This window comes from Janthinobacterium sp. P210005, from assembly GCF_036231865.1.
Lineage (GTDB): Bacteria > Pseudomonadota > Gammaproteobacteria > Burkholderiales > Burkholderiaceae_D > Janthinobacterium > Janthinobacterium kumbetense.
The window spans coordinates 641,205-664,082 of record NZ_JAZARC010000001.1; the positions used below are offsets into that span (position 1 = coordinate 641,205).

The 22,878-nt window shown below is 64.4% G+C and carries 20 protein-coding genes and 1 pseudogene; 11 read left to right on the top strand and 10 right to left on the bottom strand.

What is annotated here, in order from left to right:
* Positions 1-67: 67 nt before the first annotated feature.
* The 4 genes from VPH40_RS02640 to VPH40_RS02655 form a co-directional block, all read right to left on the bottom strand.
* Positions 68-1,567 carry an endonuclease/exonuclease/phosphatase family protein gene (locus VPH40_RS02640; protein WP_328572573.1) on the bottom strand — a complete coding sequence of 500 codons (1,500 nt, stop codon included), beginning with the start codon at positions 1,565-1,567 and terminating at the stop codon, positions 68-70.
* Positions 1,564-5,232, bottom strand: coding sequence for a hypothetical protein (locus VPH40_RS02645; protein ID WP_328572574.1), 3,669 nt, complete (start codon positions 5,230-5,232; stop codon positions 1,564-1,566). The genes VPH40_RS02640 and VPH40_RS02645 overlap by 4 nt, the downstream gene beginning before the upstream one ends.
* 180 nt (positions 5,233-5,412) lie before the next feature.
* Positions 5,413-5,790, bottom strand: coding sequence for a hypothetical protein (locus VPH40_RS02650; RefSeq protein ID WP_099668029.1), 378 nt, complete (start codon positions 5,788-5,790; stop codon positions 5,413-5,415).
* Positions 5,791-6,250: 460 nt separating this feature from the next.
* Positions 6,251-6,709: a hypothetical protein gene (locus tag VPH40_RS02655; RefSeq protein ID WP_328572575.1), complete on the bottom strand. Its 459-nt coding sequence runs from the start codon at positions 6,707-6,709 to the stop codon at positions 6,251-6,253.
* A gap of 168 nt (positions 6,710-6,877) precedes the next feature.
* Between VPH40_RS02655 and VPH40_RS02660 the strand changes: the two genes are divergently transcribed.
* Positions 6,878-8,068, top strand: coding sequence for a low temperature requirement protein A (locus VPH40_RS02660; RefSeq protein ID WP_099668027.1), 1,191 nt, complete (start codon positions 6,878-6,880; stop codon positions 8,066-8,068).
* A 27-nt stretch (positions 8,069-8,095) separates the two neighbouring features.
* Here the strand turns inward: VPH40_RS02660 and VPH40_RS02665 are convergent, their stop codons facing one another.
* Entirely contained in the window at positions 8,096-8,626 is a 531-nt protein-coding gene (locus VPH40_RS02665; RefSeq protein ID WP_099668026.1) for a GNAT family N-acetyltransferase, read from the bottom strand.
* A gap of 80 nt (positions 8,627-8,706) precedes the next feature.
* Between VPH40_RS02665 and VPH40_RS02670 the strand changes: the two genes are divergently transcribed.
* Positions 8,707-9,276, top strand: coding sequence for a helix-turn-helix domain-containing protein (locus tag VPH40_RS02670; protein WP_305061862.1), 570 nt, complete (start codon positions 8,707-8,709; stop codon positions 9,274-9,276).
* A gap of 2 nt (positions 9,277-9,278) precedes the next feature.
* Here VPH40_RS02670 and VPH40_RS02675 read toward each other — a convergent pair whose 3' ends face one another.
* Entirely contained in the window at positions 9,279-10,175 is an 897-nt protein-coding gene (locus VPH40_RS02675) for a LysR family transcriptional regulator (protein WP_328572576.1), read from the bottom strand.
* A 60-nt stretch (positions 10,176-10,235) separates the two neighbouring features.
* On the opposite strand from VPH40_RS02675, the pseudogene VPH40_RS02680 reads away from it, so the two are divergent.
* From VPH40_RS02680 to VPH40_RS02690, 3 genes and pseudogenes are all read left to right on the top strand, one after another.
* Positions 10,236-11,735 (top strand): annotated as a pseudogene (locus VPH40_RS02680) (MFS transporter); the annotation flags it as partial.
* A gap of 91 nt (positions 11,736-11,826) precedes the next feature.
* Positions 11,827-13,395, top strand: coding sequence for an EAL domain-containing protein (locus VPH40_RS02685; RefSeq protein WP_328572577.1), 1,569 nt, complete (start codon positions 11,827-11,829; stop codon positions 13,393-13,395).
* Positions 13,392-13,745 carry a hypothetical protein gene (locus VPH40_RS02690; protein WP_289914959.1) on the top strand — a complete coding sequence of 118 codons (354 nt, stop codon included), beginning with the start codon at positions 13,392-13,394 and terminating at the stop codon, positions 13,743-13,745. Before VPH40_RS02685 ends, VPH40_RS02690 begins: the two co-directional genes overlap by 4 nt.
* Before the next feature lie 3 nt (positions 13,746-13,748).
* On the opposite strand, the gene VPH40_RS02695 is transcribed toward VPH40_RS02690, so the two are convergent.
* Both VPH40_RS02695 and VPH40_RS02700 read right to left on the bottom strand, forming a co-directional pair.
* The gene (locus tag VPH40_RS02695) at positions 13,749-15,101 is read right to left on the bottom strand and encodes a serine hydrolase (protein ID WP_328572578.1); all 1,353 of its coding nucleotides are present in this window, start codon (positions 15,099-15,101) and stop codon (positions 13,749-13,751) included.
* 137 nt (positions 15,102-15,238) lie between these two features.
* Positions 15,239-16,147: a VirK/YbjX family protein gene (locus VPH40_RS02700; RefSeq protein WP_289905011.1), complete on the bottom strand. Its 909-nt coding sequence runs from the start codon at positions 16,145-16,147 to the stop codon at positions 15,239-15,241.
* Positions 16,148-16,335: 188 nt separating this feature from the next.
* Here VPH40_RS02700 and VPH40_RS02705 point away from each other — a divergent pair, with 188 nt between their 5' ends.
* The 5 genes from VPH40_RS02705 (at position 16,336) to VPH40_RS02725 (ending at position 19,050) form a co-directional block, all read left to right on the top strand.
* Positions 16,336-16,944 (top strand): hypothetical protein, encoded by a 609-nt coding sequence (locus VPH40_RS02705; protein WP_328572579.1) that lies wholly within the window; start codon positions 16,336-16,338, stop codon positions 16,942-16,944.
* A gap of 47 nt (positions 16,945-16,991) precedes the next feature.
* Entirely contained in the window at positions 16,992-17,426 is a 435-nt protein-coding gene (locus tag VPH40_RS02710; protein WP_328572580.1) for a DUF1801 domain-containing protein, read from the top strand.
* Entirely contained in the window at positions 17,423-17,983 is a 561-nt protein-coding gene (locus VPH40_RS02715; RefSeq protein ID WP_328572581.1) for a hypothetical protein, read from the top strand. The genes VPH40_RS02710 and VPH40_RS02715 overlap by 4 nt, the downstream gene beginning before the upstream one ends.
* An 87-nt stretch (positions 17,984-18,070) precedes the next feature.
* Positions 18,071-18,520: a GNAT family N-acetyltransferase gene (locus VPH40_RS02720; protein ID WP_328572582.1), complete on the top strand. Its 450-nt coding sequence runs from the start codon at positions 18,071-18,073 to the stop codon at positions 18,518-18,520.
* A complete protein-coding gene (locus VPH40_RS02725) occupies positions 18,517-19,050 on the top strand; it encodes a DUF3592 domain-containing protein (protein WP_328572583.1) in 534 nt (177 codons plus the stop codon). The genes VPH40_RS02720 and VPH40_RS02725 overlap by 4 nt, the downstream gene beginning before the upstream one ends.
* A gap of 160 nt (positions 19,051-19,210) precedes the next feature.
* On the opposite strand, the gene VPH40_RS02730 is transcribed toward VPH40_RS02725, so the two are convergent.
* Complete coding sequence (locus VPH40_RS02730; RefSeq protein ID WP_328572584.1) at positions 19,211-20,233, bottom strand: DNA-binding protein; 1,023 nt, start codon at positions 20,231-20,233, stop codon at positions 19,211-19,213.
* A gap of 221 nt (positions 20,234-20,454) precedes the next feature.
* On the opposite strand from VPH40_RS02730, the gene VPH40_RS02735 reads away from it, so the two are divergent.
* Positions 20,455-21,516 (top strand): tyrosine-type recombinase/integrase, encoded by a 1,062-nt coding sequence (locus VPH40_RS02735; RefSeq protein ID WP_328572585.1) that lies wholly within the window; start codon positions 20,455-20,457, stop codon positions 21,514-21,516.
* A gap of 379 nt (positions 21,517-21,895) precedes the next feature.
* Here VPH40_RS02735 and VPH40_RS02740 read toward each other — a convergent pair whose 3' ends face one another.
* Entirely contained in the window at positions 21,896-22,786 is an 891-nt protein-coding gene (locus VPH40_RS02740; RefSeq protein ID WP_328572586.1) for a hypothetical protein, read from the bottom strand.
* Positions 22,787-22,878 lie beyond the last annotated feature (92 nt).

Here is a 22,878-nt window from a genome sequence, read left to right on the forward strand (position 1 = left end):
ACGAACTTGCTCCTTGAATCAGTCATGATGTCCGGGGCGGACGCTCGCACCCGCCCGGACGCTCTGTCTACAGCACGGCAAACAGCGCCAGGTGGTCGCTGGTGCTGCGCAGGTAGCCGTAATTGGCCCAGCCGTTCAGGGTGCGCGCCTGGCCTACGGCATACACGGCCGCCGGCGATTGCGGCCAGGCCATGCCGGCAGGCAGGTTCGGAAATTGTGCGGGCAGCGGGCGCGTGCCGATGGGTACGCCCGCAGGCATGCCGCCCGCCACCGTGAACGGCGTGCCCGACACGGGGTTCATCACCGTGAACTGGTAGTTATTCGCCGGCACCAGCGGGTTGACGAGCATATTGTCGATCGAGAAAAAGTTGCTCACCATATCGCTGCCGATATAGTTGTAGCCGGGATACGGCGCCGCCACCAACGCGCCGCCGGCCGTATTGTCGGACCACAGGAAGCGCGATTGCTGCGTCAGCTGCTGCTTGGTGCGCTTGGGGCGGATATGCGTGGCCAGGTAACCCTGGTACGCATCCAGCGTCAGGTTCGGCGCCACCGGCATGGCGGTCGGCGGGTCCAGCAGCGGTATGTAGTTGATCGCGCGCAACTGGTCGTAGGCCGTCGTCCGCCCGCCCGCGCCGGGCGGCTGCGCGTAGATGGCGTTCAGGTTGAAGTCGCCGCAGATCAGCTTGACTTCATTGTGCGGCGCGCCGGCGGGCGGCGCCGCCACGTCGAGCACGCCGCGCAGCAGGATATTGATGAAATTGGTGGCGCCGCCGTGGTTGGGCGGCGCATGCACGGCAAACAGGGTCAGGTTGCGCGTGATGACGTCGACCCGGTTGGTTTCCACGAAAGTGACCATGAAGGGCTGGCGCAAGCCGTTGAAATTGACCAGGCCGCCAACGACGGGCGGCACGGCCGGCGCCGGCGCGGGGGCGAAGGCGATGCGCGCTGCCGCCATGCCCTCGGCCAGGCCGCCGTTGTATTGCGCGCCGGCGGGGATGGTGCGCGCCGGCTGGCCTTGCGGATTGAGCAAATCCAGGATGTCGGGCGCGCCGGCGCCCCCGGCCGGGTAGGCGGCGGGCACGGCGCCGGCCGCCACGGCCGACACGCCGCCGCCCGTCCACACGTTCGGCCCCGTGAAATAGCGCCGCACTTCCGTGGGCGTGCCAACCGTGCCCGATATGCCGCGGTACAGCACGGCGACCGATTCCGTGCGCCCGCCCGTGCCCACTTTCAGCGGCGGCACCATGCGCCAGGCAGCGCGGTTGGGGTCGGCGGGATCGGTCCGCAGCTGTTGCAGCAGGAAGATCGCGCCCTGCAGGCCGCCCGTGTCGGGCGCCAGGTCGCCGGCGCCGGCCGCGCTGGCCGACACCTCTATCAGGACGAAGATATCGGGCTGCGTGGCGCGCAGGATGGTCAGGATGTGGTTGCGGCGCTGCAGCGCTGCCACGGCCGGCAGGTTGCCGCCGCAGCGGCCGCCTTCGCCATAGCGGGGCCGCTTGCGGCTGGGGTTGTTGACCTTGTTGATGCCGAAGTTCTCGATATTCCAGTACACGACGTTGGTCATGCTGCGCTCCCCAGTGAAATGGCAGGCAATGGCAGCGCGGCCAGTGCCTGCTCCTGGCGGGCGGCCGCATCGGCGATATACGCGGCATACCAGCCCAGGCTGCCCGTATTCTTCGGGTCGCCAAACAGGAAGAACTGGATGTTCGCGTCGGGCGGCAGCTTGGCAATGCCGAGGAACTTGATGGCGATATTGTCGAGCCGCAGGCAGTAATAGTAGGAGTCGCCGTCGGGCACTTTTTGCCGCATCAGCCCGATATTGTCGATGGCCAGCTTGAAGATGCCTTGCAGGCTGATCAGCCTGGCGCCCGGCGCCGCGCCGGGCAGTGACAGGCCGACGAAGACGGCTTGTTCGTCGTCGTCGGCCGTGCTGGCGGGCGACCAGGCCAGCAGCAGGGTCGAATGGAAGCTGGCGGCCGAGACGAGCGCGCCCGGCCCGCCCATGGTGACGTCGTACACGATGCCGTGCCATGGCCCGTCGAGCGTGCCCAGATTCAGCGCCGTGCTGACGGGCAGGAAGCCGAAATCGGCCGGCTTTTGCCCGTCGGCGGCGGCGATAAAGCCCGACAGTTCCAGGCCGAAGCCCTTGAACAGGCTGCCCAGCCTGGCCTGGCTGGCGTCGAGGTCGTAGGCCAGGTTGGCCGTCACCTCGTCGAAGCGCACGGCCGACGGCGTCGTCTGCGGATAGCGCATGTCGATCACCAGGTTGGAAAAGGCCAGGCCTGCGCCGTCCGGCGGCAGGTCCGGCGCCAGCGCGCCGAACGACAGCAGGTCCAGCACGGCGCCCGTGCGGTCGTCCAGGCTGGCGAAGTCCAGCGTGCCCCAGACGGAAAAACGGTTCAGCACGGTCGCGCCCGCGTCGGTGGTGCCCAGGCAGTTGAACTGGATGCGCTGGAACGCCACGTGGCGCAGCAGGTTGCTGTCGAGGCTGAATATCGACGGCGTCGCTTGCTCGAAGATGTAGATGCCGGTGCCATTCTGGTCGATATAGCTGCCGTCGAGTACCACGCCGTTGTTCGGCATCGCATTGCCGCCGAAGGTGGTGGCCGTCACGCGCGAGCCGAGCAGGCCGTTGACGGCCAGCTGCACGTAGCTCTTGAAGGTCTTGATGACGGCATTGTCGAACAGCACCTGCAATTGCAGCACGCGGAACGCATAGTTGTCGGTGTCGGGCAGGGCGATGGGGGTATCGGGCGGCAAGCCGTTGCGCTGGCCGGCGGCGAAGGCAGGATCCTGGTAGTCGACCAGGCCGAAGGTGCTGGAATTGCCGTTGAGGGTGATGCTGCCGTCGCCATGCACCGTCACGCGGCTGGCCGTGAAGCCGAAATGGTGGGCGACGAAGCGCGTCAGGTCGAGGCCAGCCGCGATGCCCTGCAGGCCGGGCGGCAGACTGGACGGATCCAGGTCCGCCTGCAGCACCAGCACGCCCGTCCAGGTGGGATCGCTGACCAGTTCCAGGAAATGCCGGTACGGCGATTCGGGCTTGTCCGCCGCCAGCACCTCGGCCGCTTCGATGACATCCTGCAGCCACTGCGACAGCCCCGTGTAGGCGATGCCCTGGACGTCGGGGCCGGCGTCGGCGGCCAGCGAAAAATCGGGCGCGCCCGACCAGGCGTTCGGATTGGCGACGCGTTCCCTGACGCTGCCGCTGCAATACTTGAGCAGCATCACGTTGCGGTAGGACGTGGGCGTCACGCCGACGCCCACCTGCGCTTGCATGGTCCAGCCCGCGATGCCCACGGTATTGTCGAAGTGCGCGGCGCCGTCCGACAGGTGGGCCGCGTTGACGGCCACGAGGAACAGCTGGTTGGTCTGCAAGGCATCCTGCAAGGTCGCGTCCGGGAAGCGGAAGCCGAACGGCAAGACCTGGCCGCCGCCGCCCAGGGTCTGACCCAGGGTCACTGACAGGAAGGCGTCCTGGTCCTGCGCCTGGCTGGACACGGTGGCGACCGCTCCCTGCGGCGTGGTGCGGTAGTGCGGCGCTTCCGCCACCGCGTCGCCGGCGGCCAGTCCGCGCACGCGGCGGCTGGCGGCCGCACGCGCATGCCAGGTGGCGCTGGCGCCGCTGGAAATGACGGCCTTGCGGGTGGCGGCCACGATGCTGCTTTCAAAGCTCGACAGCAGGGCGGCGCTGACATCCAGCGGGCCGCCGCTGACGGCGCCGCCATACGGCAACAGGGGGAAGGCGTGCGCGGCGCCCTGCGGCACGGGCAGCGAGGGCGGGGTCGAGGCGAGCACGGTATCGGCGGCCACGGCGCGCAGCAAGGCGGCGGCCCGGGCGGCCGGCGGCAGGCCGTACATGGGACTGCCCGCCGGCTCCGCATGGTAATGCGGCGTGGCCGCACCGCCCTTGAGCACGCTGGCCCAGCAACTGAGGTAATCGGCCGTCAGCGGCGTGGCCACGTTACCGGAATCGGGCAAGTCCAGGGTCGCTGCCTGGAACGGAAAGACGGACGCGTAGGCGGGCGAGGCGGGCACGAACAGCAGGCTGTCATTCTCCGGCGCGGCGCCATCATAGGTGGTCATGCTCAGCTGTTCCGAGCCGAAGATGCCGCATAACAAGTTTGTCTGCGCCCCGTCAGCCTGGCCGATGGCGCTCAGGCCGAAGCGCCCGGCCGGCGTCAGCAGGGCCTTGCTGGTGGCGGGCTGGGAAGGCGACTGCGCGGCGCAGCCGAAGGCCAGGGCGCCCGACTGCAGGCCGATCACGGGCGGCTGCCCGCTGGCGGCGCCCAGCGGCCGCAAGATCGTCGCATGGCCCAGCGCCGTGCGGTAGGTGGACGGCAAGGCGGGCCGGCCGGCCGGCAGCAAGCCGCAGCGCAATACGCCTTCCAGCCTCGCCTTGGCGGACAGCTTCTGATTGTAGGGATCGAGCGGGTCGACGGTGCCGACCCAGGCCAGTCTGTCCGACAGCCCGGTGGGCGCGCTCAGCGCCGGGTAGAACAGCTGCTGCAGCTGGCCGCTGGCCGTGTCGCGCGCGGTCATGGGGAAGCCGACGGCCAGGCCGCTTGGGCCGAAGGTGACGGGAGGGTTGACGGTGGCTGTAAACGTCAGGCAGCCCGCATTCGCGCCCGCCAAAGGCACGAACGTGCGGATCGTGCCGTCGCTGCCCGAGACGCGTATGCCGATATCGCTGGCATTGCGCTGGAAGGCCAGCGCCGGCGGCGTAGCCAGCGGCGCGGCCAGCCGCAGACTGCCGCTGGCGGCGTCGATGGACAGGCCGACGCCGGACAGCACGTTGAACAGCAGGTCCTGTCCCAGCCGGAAATTGACGTTGCTACTGGTGGCAAAGCCTTTGGTCAGCTGGTTATAGGTGTAGCTGCAGCCGTAGTTCTTGAAGGAATCAGTCGGCGCTGCATCGGTGTCGCGCAGCCACAGCAGCGCGTTCAGGTTCAGTCCCGGCGCCGATGACTGCCGGTCGATATACGCGACGAGGGCGGCGATGAAGGGGCCGGGCGCCGTGTCCAGCGCCGCCGGACGGGCGCTGGCAAACACGTAGCTGCCCATGCGCTGCGGCGACAGGCTGTCGGCATAGCTGATGCTGTCCGGGGGCGTGGCCGGCGGCGCGACGGGCGGCAGCAGGTAGCCGGCCCAGGCATGCTCCGCCTGCGGCGGCGATTCATACAGGCTGACCTTGCTGGCGGGATCGGTGGCGACGAAACTGAAACCCATGACAACCTCCACTCAAGACGCGACTCGGGCTGCGATGCGGCGGCATGGCTGCCGCGCGGCAACGCAATCGTTTACAACGGGTGGGCCCGGAAGGGCGTCGGATGACCAGGCGGCTTGCCTGGATGCGGTGGCGGGCGGCCATCCGGAGCGCCCGCCCGCAGGCGGGCGCGGAACCGCCGCTTACTGCGAGTTGGAGGTAAAGGTGGCCAGCACGAAGCCCGTGTAGCTATACAAGGTGCCGCTGTCGACGATGTCGCCGGAGAGCAGCACGTTATACAGGCCCGTGCTTTGCGGCGAGTAGGTGACCGTCAGGCCGGCTTTCCAGGTGACGACGCCGTTGCCCGTGTCGCTGGCCAGCTTGGCCGTGGTGAAACCCGTGCTGACGCTGGGATTCCAGTACGTGGTGCGGCCCTGGAACTGGAAGGCGATGCCGGTCTGGTTGTTGCTGTCGCTGCTGGCGATGGACAGCGCGATGCTGTTCGGCGTGGTGTTGGTGGTGACGCTTTGGCCGGAGGCCAGCGTATGGTTGGTGACTTCGACGCGAGGTAAGTTAGACATGACATTCTCCATGAGGTGATATCGGCCTGCACTTGCGGTGGGCGCCCCGTGGCCGACAGGTTCGGGGCAGTTGGGTAAGTCGGTGGAAACGGTATTGCGACGGCTTTGCGACCATGCCATAAAAATATGGCGGGACAATACGCAATTTCAAATAAAGACAAGACATTTGATATTAATCAATCCGGAATTGATTAATATTTTTCTTATTTGCTTATTCAAAAAAGTAGTTTCCGGCTATTCGTAATATAACCATGCCGGCTCTTGCGCATGACGAGTAGCGATTCTATGCCTATTTTTTTGCGCGATTCTCTCGAATTGTCGCGAAGGCAAGAATAATGCGGCTTCCGGACGCGGCGCGGGAATGTGCCGCCGGCCATTTTGCGCGGCGGCAGGCAAGCGGGATAGGAAATGCAATTGAATATAAACGGTTTATTGATTTAAATAGATGGCCTGCGCGGCTTTATTGCGCGGCCGGCGCGGGCAGGGCCGGACAGCGTTCAAAAACGGCTACCACCTTGCCAGTCAGTGTGTATTGCGTGCCGTCATCGAGGATGGGGCCATCGATGAGGATTTGATATTGCTGCGGACCGAGCGCCTGGAAACGCAGGGTCAGTCCTTTCTGAAACGTCACGATGGTATCGCCGCGGTCGGCGCCCAGCTGCAGCAGGATATTCGCTGTCGACAATAAAACCGTCCAGTAGGCGGTGCCGTTGGCGCGCAGCGCCACCTGGGTGTTGTCATTGATATCGTTGCTGGCCGTGGCGATGGCGTCGCTGTTGACCGTCAGCGCCATGGTTTGCGGCGCCCGGCACGCGGGGGCCGGTTCGGCCAGCTGGCGCGCCAGCGCCGGGGCGTCGCCGCCGAGCGATAGCAGCAGCACGGCAGCGAGCCAGGGGCCGCGCCAGTTCAGCTGATACATGGTGGAGGTGGTGTCCCGCGCATGCGGCCCATCGTAACGAAATTCGGCCGGAAGAGCAAACGCATGCCGACCGCAGCGCGTCGCCATGGCCGCCATCCCCATCTGCTATCATCGTGCCGTTTTGGCCAGCGCCGCGGGCGCCGGTCCGGTATTTATGCAAGGAAAAAAATGAATAATCGCATTTCCCTGCTGCGCCAGCGCGGCGTGCAGGACAGCGGCAAGGTGGGCATGATCGAGCTGTTCTTCGACCTCGTGTTCGTATTTGCCGTCACGCAACTGTCGCACGGCTTGCTGGCGCACTTGAGCGCCATGGGCTGGCTGCAGACGGGCCTGCTGTTGATGGCCGTCTGGTGGGTGTGGATCTTTACCTCGTGGATCACCAACTGGCTCGATCCCGAACGCATTCCCGTGCGCATCAGCCTGTTCGCCATGATGCTGGGCGGCTTGCTCATGTCGGCCTCGATTCCCGAAGCGTTCGGCACGCGGGGCCTGGGTTTTGCGGGCGCCTACGTCGCCATGCAGGTGGGCCGCCCCCTGTTCGCCTGGTGGGCCGTGCGCCATGAGGAACTGTCGCGCCGCCGCAATTTCCAGCGCATCGCCCTGTGGGCCGTGCTATCCGGCATCTTCTGGATCGCCGGCGGCATCGCGTCGCCCGAGCAGCGCATCTTCTGGTGGGGCGCGGCCCTGCTGATCGACCTGGCCGGTCCCTGGATGCAGTTCGGCATGCCGGGCCTGGGCCGTTCCTCGACGGCCGACTGGGATGTCGACGGCGGCCACATGGCCGAGCGCTGCGCGCTGTTCGTCATCATCGCCTTGGGCGAATCCCTGCTGGTGACGGGCGCCACCTTCGCCGGCCTGGAATGGACGGCCGCCAACTGGCTGGGCTTTTTGTCGGCCCTGGTCGGCAGCATCGCCATGTGGTGGATCTATTTCGACACGGGCGCCGAGGCGGGCCACCACCGCATCGCCCACTCGAAGGACCCGGGCCGCATCGCCCGCAAGGCTTACACGTATATCCACGTGCTGATCGTGGGCGGTGTGATCGTTTCCGCCGTGGCCGACGAACTGGCCCTCGTGCATCCGGACGAGGCGAGCTTCGCCGGCATCAGCGCCTTGCTGGGCGGCCCGATCCTGTATCTGCTGGGCAATGCCTTGTTTAAATGGGTCAGCAACGACCGCGCCACGCCGCCGCTGTCGCACCTGCTGGGCATCTTGATCATCCTGGCGCTGATACCGATGGCGTATGGCCGGCTGTATTCGCCCCTGACCCTGGCCTGCATCACCAGCTGCGTGCTGGTATTGGTGGCCGTGTGGGAACATATGGCGCTGCGCCGTCCGCCACCGGAGATCGATCTCTGATGCGCGCTCCTTGATATTTGTTTGACCTCAACCGGGCGGCGCGACGCCGTCCGGATCGCTGCGCGTGTCGAGCTGCAACTGCAGGAACGCCAGGTCCAGCCAGGCGCCGAACTTGGTGCCCACCTGGCGCATCAATCCCACCTCTTCGAAACCCAGCTGCTTGTGCAGGGCGATCGAGCCGGCATTGCCCGCTTCGATGCCCGCCACCATCACGTGCTTGCCCAGGCCGCGCGCCCGCGCGATCAATTCCCCCATCAAGGCCTTGCCGACCCCGGCGCCGCGCCGATCGGCGCGCACGTACACGGAATGCTCGACCGTATGCCGAAAACCTTCGAACGGGCGCCAGTCGCCGAACGAGGCGTAGCCAGCGACAGTTCCTTCCGCATCGATGGCGACGAGCACGGGATAACCGGCCTTTTCGCGGTCGGCCAGCCAGGCGGCGCGGTTGGCCGCATCGACCGTCCGTTCATTCCAGATGGCCAGGGTATTGCTGACGGCATCGTTGTAGATGGCCGTGATGGCCTCGATGTCGCCCGCGTGGGCATCGCGTATCTGCATGTTGCTCTCCTTGCTAGGCGTCTACTATAATGGACAAATCATAGATTGCCGCCAACGCTTTTGTCCAATAAATCCTGATTATGTCCACTAAACCAGACGAATTGAACCAGCGCATCGGCGCCAGGGTACGCCTCGAGCGGGAAAGCCTGGGCTGGTCGCTGACGCAGCTGGCGGCCCGCTCCGGCGTGTCGCGCGCGATGGTGCACAAGGTGGAGCGAGGCGATTGCAGCCCCACGGCCACCTTGCTGGCGCGCCTGTCGGGCGCCTTCGACCTGAGCATGTCCGAATTGATCGCCCGCGCCGAAATGCGCGCAGGGCGCTTGCTGCGCCAGGCTGAGCAGCCCGTGTGGATCGACCCGCAGAGCGGCTATGTGCGGCGCCACGTGTCGCCCGCGTCCGACATGCCGCTCGACCTCGTGCATATTACCTTGCCGCCCGGCGCCGTGGTGGCCATGCCGGCCGCCGCCTACGCGTCGCGGCGGCAACTCATCTGGTCGCTCAGCGGCAGCCTCGTCTTCATCGAAGGGGAGAGCCGCCACGTGCTGGACGAGGGCGACTGCCTGGAACTGGGCCCGCCGGCCGACTGCGTGTTCAGGAATGAAACGGCCACGGCCTGCACCTACGCCGTGGCCGTATTGAAAGGCGTTTGACCTTAAGTCAGCGCCGCCGCGCGCAGCTGGGCGATGAAGGCGCGCGCGGCGGGCGCCTGTTCGTGGCGGCGGAAGGCCACGGCGATTTCCGAGCTGATCTGCGGCCCTTCCAGCTCGCGGAATACCACACCGGGCAATTGCACGCTGGCCATCACCGAGTGGGGCACGATGGCGCAGCCCACGCCCAGCGACACTTCCGTCAGCACGGCCACCAGGCTGCCCGGGCGCGACACCACCTGGGCCGCAAAGCCGCCGCGCCGGCTCGCTTCCAGTGTCCCCAATTCCTGTTCCGGCACGATGAACGCCTGCTGCGCCAGTGCGGCCGGCCCCGCCACGCCGAGGCGGGCCAGCGGGCTGTCCGCTTGCACGGCCAGCACGAAGCGGTCGCGCAGCAAGACCACGCTGTCGAGTCCGTCCGGCAAGTGCAGGGGCGGACGCACGAACGCCAGGTCCACCCGGCCCTGGTCCAGCAAGCCGGGCAGGGCATCCATCGCGTATTCGCGCGCACCGATGTGGATGCCGGGGTGGCTGGCGCGAAAGCGGACGAACTGGTCCTGCAGCACGCCTGAGTAGGCGGCCGAGGCCACATAGCCGATTTCCAGCCGTCCCAGCTCGCCCCGTCCCGCGCGCCGCGCCACTTCCTGCGCCTGCGCCAGCTGCCCCAGCGCGCGGGTGGCTTCGATGACGAACAATTCGCCGGCCGCCGTCAGGGCCACGGCGCGCTTGCTGCGCTGGAACAGGCGCGTGCCGAGCAGGCTTTCCGTTTCCTGCACCTGCTTGGTCAGCGCGGGCGGCGAAATTCCCAGCTCGGCAGCGGCCCGCGCGAAGTGCAGGCTGTGCGCGACGGCCAGTATGCAGCGGAAATGCCGCAATTCCATGTCTTTGTCTGTATTCACCATCAGTGAATTATAAGGCGATCATCTTATAACAGGAAATAATACAAGCGTGCTTACAATCGGGGCATGAAGAATACCAACTGGACCTTATATACGTGCTCGGGCGTGTGCGCGCTGATCATGCTCGACACCAACGTGGTGGCCGTCTCGCTGCCGTCGATCGCCCGCTCGCTAAACGCCAGCTTCGTCGACGTGGAATGGGTGGTCAGCGCCTACATGCTGGCGTTCGCCTCGTTCCTGTTGCCAGCCGGCAGCATCGCCGACCGCCTGGGACGGCGCAGGGTGATGCTGTTTGGCCTGGCCGTGTTCGCGCTGGCGTCCCTGCTGTGCGGCCTGGCGTGGACGCCGTTCGTGCTCAACGTGGCGCGTGCCGTCAAGGGACTCGGCGCCGCGCTGCTGCTGACATCCGCGCTGGCCGTCATCGGCCACACGTTTCATGCGGAAAAGGAGCGGGCGCGCGCCTGGTCCGTGTGGGGCGCGGCCATGGGCGTGGCCATGACGGTGGCGCCGCTGCTGGGCGGCCTGATCACGAGCGCCATCAACTGGCGCTGGATTTTCTACCTGAACCTGCCCGTCGTGGCCATCCTGATGTGGCTGGTGCAGCGCCATGTGGACGAATCGAAGGATGCGTCCAACGCCAGCTTCGACCCGGCGGGCGCGCTGCTGTTTTCCGCCGGCCTGTTCTGCATCATCTGGGGCTTGATCGACGCCAGCGTGGCGGGTTGGTCCAGCCGCGCCACACTGCTGCGCTTTGCCGCCGGCGCGGCGCTGCTGCTGGTGTTCGTGCTGGTGGAGCGGCGTCAGCGCGCGCCCATGGTCGATTTATCCCTGTTTGGCCGGCGCGTGTTCGTCGGCGCCGTGCTGGGCATGTTCGGCTACGCCATCGCCGCGCAAGTGATGATGACCTTTTTACCGCTGTATCTGCAGAACGCCTTCGGCTTTTCCGCCGTGCTGGCCGGCTGCGCCATGCTGCCGTTTGCCGTCGCCATGGTCGTGCTGTCGCGCCTGGCGCCGCGCGCCATGCATTACCTGGACGACCGCGGCATCCTCGTGACGGGGCTGCTGATCGTCGCCGCGGGCAACGTGGCCACGGCCCTGGCCGCCGCCAGCCTGCAGTACGGCTGGGTGGCGGCCGGCATGGTTGTCACGGGGGCGGGGGCCGGATTGCTCAACGGCACCACGCAAAAGGCCATCCTCGCCTGCATCCCCAGGGAACGCACGGGCATGGGCTCCGGCATCAGCACCACCACGCGCTTCGTCGGCATCGTGCTGGCCGTGGGCGCGCTGGGCGCCGTGCTGGCCATGCGCACGGCCGCCTCGTTCGAGCAACTGGCGTGGCTGCACGGCTTGAAGGCTTCGCCGGAAATGATCGGGCGCATCGTCGCCGGCAACGCGTCCGACGCCTTCGGCCAGCTGCCGCCCGCCCTGCAATCCGTGGCGCAGGAAGCGGCGCGGCACGCCTTCATCGACGGCTTTGCCAGCGTGCTGTACCTGGCTGGCGGACTGGCGGCCGTGGTGGCGGCGCTGGTGTTCGTGCTGGCAAGGCCGCTGGAAAAAGTGTAACTGTTCAGCAAGTTCTGCGTGCGCGGCCTCTGCTTGTAATATGATGCCATCGAGCAATACATGGCAATCATATAACTACCGCGGGAATTGCATGCGCAGAAAACGCATTATCGTCACGAGCGTGCTGGTGGCCGTCATCGGCGTGGCCGCTCCCCTGAGCCTGGCCTTTTACCTGTCGTCCGTGCGGGCCGAGCAGGGCGAGCAGGAACGCCTGCGCCTGCTGGCCGGTTACGCGCTCGAGCGCGCCCACCGTTCGATCGCCTCGGCCAGCATGGCCCTGCGCAGCGCCGATGCGCTGGAGCTGGCGCCGTGTTCGGAAGCCCATGTCCAGCAATTGCGCCGCATCACCATCACCACGCGCAGCATCGACGATATCGGCTATGTGGAAAACGGCTTGCTCAAATGCACGTCCACGGGCATCGAGGAAGAGCGCATCGCCGTCACGCCCGCCGACTTTACCCTGGACAATGGCATGGGCCTCGATTTCGACCTGCGCCCCGTCGTCAGCGGCGGCAAGCGCATGGTGGGGCTGTCGTATCGCGCCTACAAGGTGCTGATCGATCCTGTGCGCTTTTCCGACGTCATCGTCGACAGCGACATCCAGATGGCCGTGGCCATCGGCAAGCGGGGCGTGCTCGACACCTTGCACCATCCGGACCCGGCGCTGGTGCAAGCCTTGCTGGCCGGCCAGCCGGCGGCGGCCGGCGCCGTGCCGGACGGCAGCATCCATGCCATGCTGTACCGCGACGGCTTGACGGCCGTCATGATCGAACCGCGCAGCAAGCTGAACGACAGGCTGCGGCGCGAACAGCTGCTGCTCTTGCCGCTGGGCCTGCTGATGGCCGCCTTCCTCGTCGGCATCGTCGTGTGGCTGTCGCGCCGCCGTTTGTCGCTGATGGGAGAGTTGCGCATCGCCATCGACCGGCGCGAATTCTTTGTCCATTATCAACCCATCATCGCCCTCGACACGGGCGTGTGCGTGGGCGCCGAAGCGCTGATACGCTGGCGCCGTCCCGATGGCAGCATGATACGGCCCGACCTGTTCATCCCCGTGGCCGAGGAAGGCGATCTGATTCTACCCATCACCGACCAGGTGATCGATTGCGTCATCGCCGACATGCGCGCCGCGCTGCTGGCCGACCGCGAATTGCACATCGCCATCAACCTGTGCGCCAGCGATATCGAAACGGGCCGCGTGCTCGACGTGCTGGAGCGGGCATTGGCCGGCACGGGCATCGAGGCGCAGCAGATCTGGCTGGAAGCGACGGAGCGGGGCTTCATCAACGTGGACGCGGCGCGCGCCACCATCGAAAAGGCCAGGGCGCGCGGCCACGCCGTGGCCATCGACGACTTCGGCACCGGCTATTCCAGCCTGTCGAGCCTGCAAAACCTGCCGCTCGACGCCTTGAAGATCGACAAATCGTTCGTCGACACCATCGGCACGGACGCCGCCACCAGCAGCGTCACGCCGCACATCATCGCCATGGCCCGCACCCTGAACATGCTGATCGTGGCCGAAGGCATCGAAACGCAGCAGCAAGCCGATTATTTGCTGGAACGCAAAGTCGAATTCGGCCAGGGCTGGCTGTTCGCCAAAGCGCTGCCGGCAGCGCAATTCCTTGCCTTTTATCAAACGCGCCGCGCGCCGCCGTCCCCATGAAACCGCCACGTTTTCCCTACCCATTGCAGCCGCTGCGCGTACCGGGCGGCTGGCACATCACCGTCAACACCCTGTTCGAAGTGGAGCCGGGCCCGGACACCATGGAATGGTTCAGCAGCGCATTGCTGCTGTGGGGCAGCTGCCGCGACAGCGGTTACTGCTTCAATTCGCACTTCGAGCCGGAAGACGACCCGCAGGGCGAATTCGTGCTGGAAATGGGCAAGGTGGCATACGACCGCGACGGCAAGATCGTGCAGGGCAGCGACGCCTTCCTGGGCGAGTTTCGCACGCGCAGCAAGGCGGCGTTTGTCGCCCGGGTCGAGCAATTCATGCAAGACCCGGCAGCTTGATCGCTACGGTTTGCGCGGCAAGACGGTGTCCTGCCCGCTTTGCTTGAGCACGGCGCTGGCGATCTTGCCCGCCGCATCGCGCGTAAACGCCAGTTCCGCGTCGATGGCGCGGAAGAAGAATTGGTCTTTCGCGCTGGCAAACAAGGGGGCGGATCCCATGCCGGTGCCGGCCGCTTCCAGACCTTGCTTGCCCAGGCTCACCGTCAAGGTGAAATCCTTGTCCAGTGGATATTCGCCAACGTACTCGGCGAGCGCGGCGCGCGGCACGTCGATGGCCGCTTGCGGCCTTTTCAGCGGCGGCAGGGGCGTGCCGGGCAGCAAGGTGGACAAGCCCAGCGCATCGACGTCGCGCGCCGTATTCGTCAGCACCACCACGCCCCGCTTGCCGTCCGTCGTGAACGCCGCATAGCTGCTGTAGCCGCCCGTCTGGCCGCTGTGCCACGCGTAGGCCTGGCCCTGCCGCTGTTCCAGCAGCCAGGACAGGCCGATTTTCGTGTCGTCGCCGGACGCCACCGGACGCTGCGGCTGGATCGCCAGCGCATACGGGCGCAGCGGCTTGAACATATATGCCTGCAGGTAGGCGACCATGTCGCGCGCGCTGGAATACACGCCGCCGGCCGGCGCCACCACATTCAAATCCCAGGCGGGCGTGGCTTCGCCCGACAGCAGATGGCCGGGCGCCAGGCGCGCCAGCATGCCGTGCGTGGGCTTGTTCGAGGTGGAACGCATGCCGAGCGGCACGGCGATACGCTTTTGCAGCAGCGCTTCATAGCTGGTGCCGGCCTGGGCCGCCAGGGCCGTGCCCAGCACGGCGTAGCCGATGTTCGAGTAGTCAAAGGCCGTGCCTGGCGCGCGCGGCAGGTGGTAGGCGGCAAGAAACTGCCGCTGCTTCGCTTCCGTGTAATCGGCATACGGGTTGGCCGGGTCCTTGGGCGCGAAGTTGTCGGGCAGGCGCGGCAGCGAGGAATAATGCGTGGCCAGGTCGAGCAGGCTGATCGTTTTTCCATCGAAGGCAGGCACGGTATAGCCCGGCAACAAGGCCGCCACGGGCTCGTCGAGCTTGACCTTGCCATCGACGACGGCATTGGCCAGCAGCAAGGCCGTCATGGTCTTGGTGACGGAGCCGATCTGGTAAACGGTGTCGGCGCCAGGCTTGGCGCTCTTGCCTGTCTGGCTGCTGCCAAAGCCATACACGGCGCTGTCCTTGCCTTCGATCACGGCGATGACGATGCTGGCGTGCAAGCCCGTGCGCGTGAGTTCTTCCGCGCGCTGGCGCACGGCGTCGTCCAGCGCGGGGGCGGCCAGTGCAGCGCTGCCGGCGAGGCAAAGGGGGAGGAGGGCGAAAGTGGGTGTCATGGGTAACCTTGTCCAGAGTGGATCGAAGGCACGCCGGCGCATGGGGAAGGTGGCTGGCATGCCTGGTGAAGGATACGGGCCCAACATGAAGGTTGCCTGAGTTTTATGCTTGCCGGTATGGCAAGGCTTGCGTTTGCTCAATGTTCAGCCATCGGCGCTTCCAGCAGGCACGCCAACTGCGCGCGCATGTCGGCAGACATGCATTGCAGCAATTCACCGCGTCGGCGCGCATCGGCCCGTTTCTTCGATGGCACGTCGGCCAGGTCGGGCGCCCGGTAGGGCGCGCAGGGCAGGTGATAATTACCGTCGCGCATGCGCAAGGCATGTAATTCCTGCCACGCCAGGTCGTAATCGGCGGCGATATGGCGCCGGCGCCGCGCATTCAGGGCGATGCGGTTGTCATTGCTGATCAAAAACAGGTTATTGCAGGCAAAAAAATCGCCGAAATCGCGCAGGGCCGTCACCATCAGGTTTTTCGGGCGGCAACCGTGCAGCGCCCGCGTGGCCGCCTTCACGGCTTGCGCGCCCGCTTCCGAGCGCAAGCCTTGCAGCGCACCCAGTTGCAGGGACACGCCATCGGCGCGCGGCAGGAACAGGAAGCTGGCCAGGTAGAACGGCTGGCCGTCGCGCGTCAGGCGCAGGCACAGTTCGCCTTCGCGGTAGCTGTCGTGGATGGCCGTCAGCTGCAAGCGGTACAGCGCCCCATCCTTGCCTTCGAACGCGGCCAGCACCACGGGCTGGCGTGCGGCCCGCTCGACCAGGGCGCGCGCCCCGGCTTGCCACAGGAAACGGTAATGGCCTTCCAGCAAGGCCAGCCTGTCCGCGCAGCCGAGCCGGCGCGAGGCGTAAGGGCGGTAAATCTTGAAGCGCAAGCAAGGATGCAGCTGCGCCAGCGAATTCAGGCCTGGCATGCTGCCCAGGAAAGCTTGCCAGCGCGTGCGCTGGCGGGGAAAGAAGAGGGCGCCCAGCGCCGCTTTCAGGCGGTGGCCGCTGGCCGGGTGCGGCACGGCGGCGCCGTGGTGCAGGGGTAAAGCGATGTCATTCATGATTCAGCCGGAAAAGGGCAGGCGCTGCACAATGAGAGCCTTGCCAATCTGAATGCTACGCGGGCCAGGTGAATTTCCTATTAAGAAGCCATGCACGCGGGCTTTAGAGGATGGCAACTAAACATTTGCCTTCTGGCAATATGGACGGTTATGCTCGCGGCACCTTCACTCCTGGACTGATGCCGCTCATGAATCACCGCCCATTGCTTGCCATTCCCATGCTCGTTGCCGCCCTGGCCGCCCAGGCGCAAGACCGCACGGCCGATCCCCTGGGGCCGTTGGCGCAATGCATCAACCGCAGCGAGTTCCAGTTCCGGCAGCAGGACCGCCTGCCCGCGCACGTGACGACGCGCAGCGTCAAGCTGGCGACGGGAGAGGGGCGGGTATCGGTGGCCGATGGCTATCGGCTGATGCTGTTCCGCAAGGGCAGCTTGCCCCTGGTGAACCTGAAAATCGAACGCAGCGCCGCAGGCAGGTTTGCCGCCGACCGCGACACCATCGTGGCGCAGATGCAGCAGATGGCCGCCAACAGCAAGGCGCCCCAATTGGTGTCGCTGGAAACGGACACGCGCCAGGGCGTGGAAGTGCTAGGATTAAACAATCCCAATGTCACGCAATCGGCGGGCATCATCAGTTTATATACCTTGCTGCATGCCGCCAGCGGGACGGTCGCCACCGCCTATCTGCTCAACCAGCCGGCGGACAAACGGGAATTCGCGACGGATGCGCAGTACCAGGCCTTGCGCGACCAGTTCATCAGCTCGCTGGCCGCTTGCATGGCCGATCCCGCGCCGTAAGGCAGGCGCACACAGGCACAGGCAAGCCAGGAAAGGAGATCACCGCCATGAAAAAAACAGAACCAGACACGCAGTCCCAGGATGGGGCGGTGAGCGCCGAGTCCGCTACACGCCTGATCGACGCGAAAATCGCCGCGCTGGCCGACTGGCGCGGCAAGACGCTGGCCACGGTGCGCGCACTGATACGCCAGGCCGACCCGGACGTGGTCGAGGAAGTCAAATGGCGCGGCGTGCCCGTCTGGTCGCACGCGGGCATGATTTGCACGGGCGAAACCTATAAACTGGCCGTGAAACTCACCTTCGCCAAGGGCGCCGCCTTGCCCGATCCGGCCGGCCTGTTCAATGCCAGCCTGGACGGCAACACGCGCCGGGCCATCGACCTGCACGAAGGCGCGCACCTCGATACGGCGGCGTTCAAGGCGCTGATACGCGCCGCCGTGGCACTGAATACGACACCGAAACCCAAACGGACTCCGACTTGAGACATTATCTGTATCTGTGGCACGACCCGGCCGAGCGCATGCTGGTCGCTTCCGGCATCGAATTCAAGGATTTTCTCCCCGCCCTCGGCGAGTCCGGCGGCATCGTGCTGCGCAAGGGCCGCGCCGGGACGGCCAGGAAGCCCGCCGGCTACCAGACCCTGGCGCGGCAGCAGTTGCCGGCCCTGGCCCGGGAAGACCTGCACGCCTGCGGCAGCCATGCCTGGGCCGACTGGCGGGGCGCGGCGCCGCCGCCCCAGGATGCGGACGTGGCCGCGGCGCTGGCCTATCACGCCGCCGCGTCGCGGCGCACGGGGCTGGCCGCCTTGCAAAACCGCTTCCTCGCCTTTGCCCACGACGACGGCTGGTACCTGAAACTGTTGTATGCGGCCTGGGATGATGCAGCTGCTGTTCTCGCTGGCGCCATCCCTCCAGCGCTGGGCACGCTCGATCTGGATGCGCTACGCCAGGGGGACGACGGTTACTGGCTGCAAGACGGCACGCTCGAAGTGGAATTGAAAACCCACGATATCGACAGCGTGCTGAACCGCCGTTTGTGACCGTATAATGGCATTCCGATAACTGATACGCGCGCCCATGCTTCGTCCTCATTTCGCCACGGCATCGCCTCGCTTGCGCGCCGCCGCATGACGCCAGCCACGCTTCGGCCATTCGCGCTGGCGGACACGCCTTCCTGCGCCGCCATCCTGGCGCTGGCGGGGCGCGACACCTTCGGCCCTGTCGCCAGCGCCGCCGCTTTCACGGCAGCGACGCAGGGCGAAGAAATCCTCGTTGCCGAGCGTGACGGCATCGTCGCCGGCTTTGCGGCCGTGCACACGGGCGACGCGCCCGAACATTTCCTGCACCATTTATATGTGCACCCGGCGCATAGCGGACTGAGCATCGGCACACAACTGCTGGCCGCCGTGGCGGCGCGCTTCGGTCCCCGGCTGAGCCTCAAGACGCAGCTGGCCAATACGGGCGCGCGGCGCTTGTATGCGCGCGCGGGCTGGGTCGAAGACGCCGGCGACGGCGGCGTGGACATCCTCGGCGCGTGGATACGGGTGCGCTACCGCGCCGCACCGCCCGGGCGATGAAAGACCCTGGCGCCATCGACCCCGCCCTGGCAAGAATGATGGGCTGGTTCCTGATCCTGCTCGCCCTTCCCACGGCGTATTTTTCCTTCTGGCGCGCGTATGACAAGCTCGCCTCGCCAGCCTGGCCCGTGACCAACGCCGAAATCGTGCGCAGCAGCATGTATCAACGCACGGGCAAGTCGCAGGACTGGTGCGTCAAGCTCAGCTACCGCTACAGCGTGGATGGCAAGGCCTACCGCAGCTCGCGCATCGGCGTCTCGCGGATAGGCAACGCCGGCTGCCACCGAGATCAGGCCGTCACGGCCTGGCGCCTGGCCAGCATGGCGCCCGGTGCGCACATCCGCGTGCATTACCGGCCGCGCGACCCGAACGATACCGCCGTGTTCCTCGCCAGCCTCGATTTCCTCGATTATTTTGGCGTCGCGCTGTGGGTCGTCCTGTTCGTGCTGGGCGTGTCGGAAGCCCGCAAGCAAGCGCCGCCAGCCGGATCCACTTTGCCAAACGTGACATCCATGGCCGCGCGGTCATAATTTTGCTCGAGCGGCGCGCCTTTCGGCGTCAACGTGAAATGCGGCACATATTTGCCCCGTCGGCCGTCATGGGACAGGCGAAATAATGGGGCTAGCCCTGATGGCTGGCGATGCCCGTCCTGGGACAGTCGTAGCTATCCCAGGCCACACGTGGAGGGGGTCAAACCCGGCGTTGCTCCTTGCTCTCGGTTAGCAGGGTCAGCCTGGCCGCCATGCCGGCATTGTCGCGCAGCAAACCGTCGCGCTCCTGCGCCAATGCTTCCATTTTCTGTTGCGATAGTTGCCCGTTTTCCGCCAGCATGTCGAGTTGCCGGTCTTGCGCGGCCAGCGCCACCTTGGCGTCGTTCAGCGCCAGCAGGGCCGTGTCGAGCTTGGCCAGCAGCGCGTCGGCGGAGGCGGCCGCCTGCAGATACTGAAATTCGAACTGGTCGCGCTCGGGACGCACGGTCGCCAGGGCTTCGCGGTCTGCCGCGGCCTGGGCCGCCAGCGTCGTTTGCTCCGCCTGCAGCTGCGCCAGGCGCATGTCCTGCTGCACCAGCGTCGCTTGCTGGCCTTGCAGGCGCTGCTGCAGCTGGGCGTTGTCCTGTTCCAGGCGACTGATCCGTTGCTGCGCCTGGGCCCGTTCCTCGCTGCGCTGGGCGGCCGCCGCTTCCTGGTAATGGTCGAACTGCGAACGCACCTGCGCCAGCTGGCGGTTCAGGGCGGCGATTTCCTCGCCCCGGTCGGCCAGGCGCTGCGTCAAGCCCGCGTTATCGCTGTGCAAGGTGGCCAGGGTGACGGCGCGGAAATGGTGTTCTTCCTTCAATTGCGCCAGCGCGTGCTGGGTGGCGCGCAATTCCTGGGTGAGGGCGGCGCGCGCCTCCGTCAGTTTCAAGCGTTCCGTTTCCGTCTTCTTCAGCTGCGCCAAAGCCGCATCGAGTTCGGCGCGATTTTCCCGCATGCCCGTTTCCAGCTGCTGCGCCACGTCGCGCTGCTGCTTGTCGTACACGCCGCGCATCGCTTCCATCAATTCGGCCGGCAAGCCTGATTCCGTTTTCACGGCGCCCACGCCCTGGAACTCTTCCTTCCAGCGTTTCAGCAGGGGAGCGATGGTGCTCTTGCTGCCAGTGCTGCCCAGCGCTTCGCGCACGCTGTCGACCGTGGGATTGCGCCCATCGGCAGAGACGATTTGGGCTGCTTTCATAACATCAGAGTACAGAATGCCGGTGCGGGCCATGAAATCACCTATGAACGAAATTTAGTAACGTATTACATGATACGTAATATGACATAATATTACGATATAAATTTTGATCGTTTTTGAAAAATATATATCGCGATAAGGTTGCTTATCGCGGGTTATGGGGGTGGTTTGCATGGTATTCTGCGTATTTCCCAGTACACCAGCCCGATTTCAGCAATTCCATGCCCGATTTGCCCCTTTCCAAACGCCGCGCCGCCGCGCCCAAAAGCGCCGCCATCGCCGTGGCGCCGTTACACGGCGCCCTGATCGATGCCGAGCTGGCCGCGCGCCACCAGGCGTTTCTTGCCGCCGCCACGTCCGACAACACGCGCCGCACCTACCGTTCCGCCATCCGCCACTTCCAGGTCTGGGGCGGGGCGCTGCCCGCCGACGAGTCCACCGTCATCCGCTACCTGCTGGCGTATGCGGACAGCCTGAACGCCCGCACCCTGGCCCTGCGCCTGACGGCCCTGTCGCAATGGCATGTGTACCAGGGCTTTACCGACCCGGCATCCACGCCCACCGTGCGCAAGACCCTGGCCGGCATCGCGCGCCTGCATGGCAAGCCAAAGAAAAAGGCCAAGGCCCTGCCGCTGGAAGACCTGGAGCTGATCGTCGCCAGACTGGCCGCGCTGGGCAGCGTCAAGGCCTTGCGCGACAGCGCCTTGCTGCAGCTGGGATTTTTTGGCGGTTTCCGGCGCAGCGAACTGGCGGGGTTGACTGTCGAAGACGTGAGCTGGGAGCCGCAGGGCATGGTGATCACCTTGCCCCGCTCGAAAACGGATCAACTGGGGGAGGGCATCGTCAAGGCGATCCCGTTCGGCGACGGCGTCTGCTGCCCGGCCACGGCCTTGCGCGCCTGGCTGGCCGCAGCGCACATCCGCACGGGGCCGCTGTTGCGCCCCGTCAATCAATGGGGCCATGTCAGCGCGAAAGCACTGCACGCGAGCAGCATCAATACCATACTGGAAAGCTGCGCCAGGCTGTCCGAACTCGATTACGTGCCGGAACTGTCGAGCCACAGCCTGCGCCGCGGCATGGCTACCAGCGCCCACCGGGCCGGCGCCGATTTCCAGGCCATCAAGCGCCAGGGCGGCTGGCGCCACGACGGCACCGTGCATGGCTATATAGAAGAGGCGGGCCGCTTCGAGGAAAATGCGGCGGGCAGTTTATTGAAGGCGAAGAGGAAGCCGGCGGGGGGATCGTGCACAGCAAAAAAACCTCAGGACACTTTCAGATGCTGACCCAGACATCAGTACGGGGACTAAGCCAGCAATGAGGCTGAGCATATAGCGACCAGCTAAATAATTCTATCCCAGATCTGGCGGAGATACACCTCAGAGGAAAATACAATATTGTGACCCATCCCATTCATTAATATAATGCGATACTTTCACTTGATTCCTGCCTGAATCGAACTGCCTCCGACCTATCAATTTTAGAAATTCAGGCGCATTAATATTTAGATGGAATTATTCCGACCTAGACTGATTAGAAGTGCCGATATTGAGTGAATGCCAACAGTTATAATGTCTGAGGTCTTGCAAGCTTGTTGCTGTTTGCGTTTTAATGAAATTGCCCCATCATGGATATTGGGGCTGAAATTCGGAATATTTGTGCGGCTTATGGAATGTCAAATATAACATTCCAATTCTTATCCGGATTAAATGTGTCTTCAATTCTACCTTTGGAAAGCCAAGCCCCAAAAAAGTCCTCAGTATGGCCTTCAGTCATAATGTGAAGTAGATTGGGGGCGAGGGGATATTTTCGCCTTAAGTAATCTAATCTATATGCATCTTCTCGGTCGAAAAACTCGATGCCTTCTACTGTGACACTTGATAAATCATCTATATATTTGTGAAGAAATTCAAATGATGAATTTTCTGCATTCTTGATAATTGATGATTCAAGAATTTCAGAGTTAAATTGTGCCACTTCAGCCAGTAATGTTGCAATTGATTTAAGGTTTCCTATCGATTCAATAATTGAATCCCCCGATGTTGGTGAACGGTAGGATATTAATTCGCGATATGCCTTGGATGTAAGCGTAGTGGTTTTCAAATCTTGAGCTAGTATCTTATTGAATGCCGCAATATGGTCGAAGGCCAAGTTTATCGCTTTGTGATGAGATATTTCGACTAGCTTGCCATCGTCCCACATTACTTCTGGTAATGTATATACAATTCCTCGAAGTAAGGCAAGAAGAGAGTAATACGTTAGATATGGGGAGGTTATTCGAATGTTCCGCTCTTCCGCATACTCGATGGAATTGATTTGCAGCGTTGCGGTCATCACCATTTTTGCCGATAAATAAATCCTGCACAACCATTCAGAATTACTTTCTTTACTCCATGACTTGGTAATTTTTGAATAGCGAGCCGAAAGACTATCGGCTACCTTCTTAGCCTCTGTATCTTTAATTTTGTGGGTAAGTTCCCTAAAATCGTAAAACCATTCTCGCTCAGCAAATTTCCTTTTTTCTGCCAGTGCTTTGGCCGTAACAATGGAATTCATATATTCATCCGTTTCTTATATTTAAGTGCTTCAGCATAAAAAAGCCAACATGATGTGAGCGTCTATTCTTTATGGCGCATAATGCCAATACG

What these genes read in the sequence shown, in the direction of transcription:
- VPH40_RS02640 (WP_328572573.1), bottom strand. Translation starts at nt 1,567, where the DNA reads ATGACCAACGTCGTGTACTGGAATATCGAGAACTTCGGCATCAACAAG.
- VPH40_RS02665 (WP_099668026.1), bottom strand. Translation starts at nt 8,626, where the DNA reads ATGCAGATACGCGATGCCCACGCGGGCGACATCGAGGCCATCACGGCC.
- VPH40_RS02735 (WP_328572585.1), top strand. Translation starts at nt 20,455, where the DNA reads ATGCCCGATTTGCCCCTTTCCAAACGCCGCGCCGCCGCGCCCAAAAGC.
- VPH40_RS02650 (WP_099668029.1), bottom strand. Translation starts at nt 5,790, where the DNA reads ATGTCTAACTTACCTCGCGTCGAAGTCACCAACCATACGCTGGCCTCC.
- VPH40_RS02710 (WP_328572580.1), top strand. Translation starts at nt 16,992, where the DNA reads ATGAAAAAAACAGAACCAGACACGCAGTCCCAGGATGGGGCGGTGAGC.
- VPH40_RS02730 (WP_328572584.1), bottom strand. Translation starts at nt 20,233, where the DNA reads ATGAAAGCAGCCCAAATCGTCTCTGCCGATGGGCGCAATCCCACGGTC.
- VPH40_RS02740 (WP_328572586.1), bottom strand. Translation starts at nt 22,786, where the DNA reads ATGAATTCCATTGTTACGGCCAAAGCACTGGCAGAAAAAAGGAAATTT.
- VPH40_RS02685 (WP_328572577.1), top strand. Translation starts at nt 11,827, where the DNA reads ATGCGCAGAAAACGCATTATCGTCACGAGCGTGCTGGTGGCCGTCATC.
- VPH40_RS02705 (WP_328572579.1), top strand. Translation starts at nt 16,336, where the DNA reads ATGAATCACCGCCCATTGCTTGCCATTCCCATGCTCGTTGCCGCCCTG.
- VPH40_RS02690 (WP_289914959.1), top strand. Translation starts at nt 13,392, where the DNA reads ATGAAACCGCCACGTTTTCCCTACCCATTGCAGCCGCTGCGCGTACCG.
- VPH40_RS02675 (WP_328572576.1), bottom strand. Translation starts at nt 10,175, where the DNA reads ATGGTGAATACAGACAAAGACATGGAATTGCGGCATTTCCGCTGCATA.
- VPH40_RS02700 (WP_289905011.1), bottom strand. Translation starts at nt 16,147, where the DNA reads ATGAATGACATCGCTTTACCCCTGCACCACGGCGCCGCCGTGCCGCAC.
- VPH40_RS02695 (WP_328572578.1), bottom strand. Translation starts at nt 15,101, where the DNA reads ATGACACCCACTTTCGCCCTCCTCCCCCTTTGCCTCGCCGGCAGCGCT.
- VPH40_RS02670 (WP_305061862.1), top strand. Translation starts at nt 8,707, where the DNA reads ATGTCCACTAAACCAGACGAATTGAACCAGCGCATCGGCGCCAGGGTA.
- VPH40_RS02645 (WP_328572574.1), bottom strand. Translation starts at nt 5,232, where the DNA reads ATGGGTTTCAGTTTCGTCGCCACCGATCCCGCCAGCAAGGTCAGCCTG.
- VPH40_RS02725 (WP_328572583.1), top strand. Translation starts at nt 18,517, where the DNA reads ATGAAAGACCCTGGCGCCATCGACCCCGCCCTGGCAAGAATGATGGGC.
- VPH40_RS02720 (WP_328572582.1), top strand. Translation starts at nt 18,071, where the DNA reads ATGACGCCAGCCACGCTTCGGCCATTCGCGCTGGCGGACACGCCTTCC.
- VPH40_RS02660 (WP_099668027.1), top strand. Translation starts at nt 6,878, where the DNA reads ATGAATAATCGCATTTCCCTGCTGCGCCAGCGCGGCGTGCAGGACAGC.
- VPH40_RS02655 (WP_328572575.1), bottom strand. Translation starts at nt 6,709, where the DNA reads ATGTATCAGCTGAACTGGCGCGGCCCCTGGCTCGCTGCCGTGCTGCTG.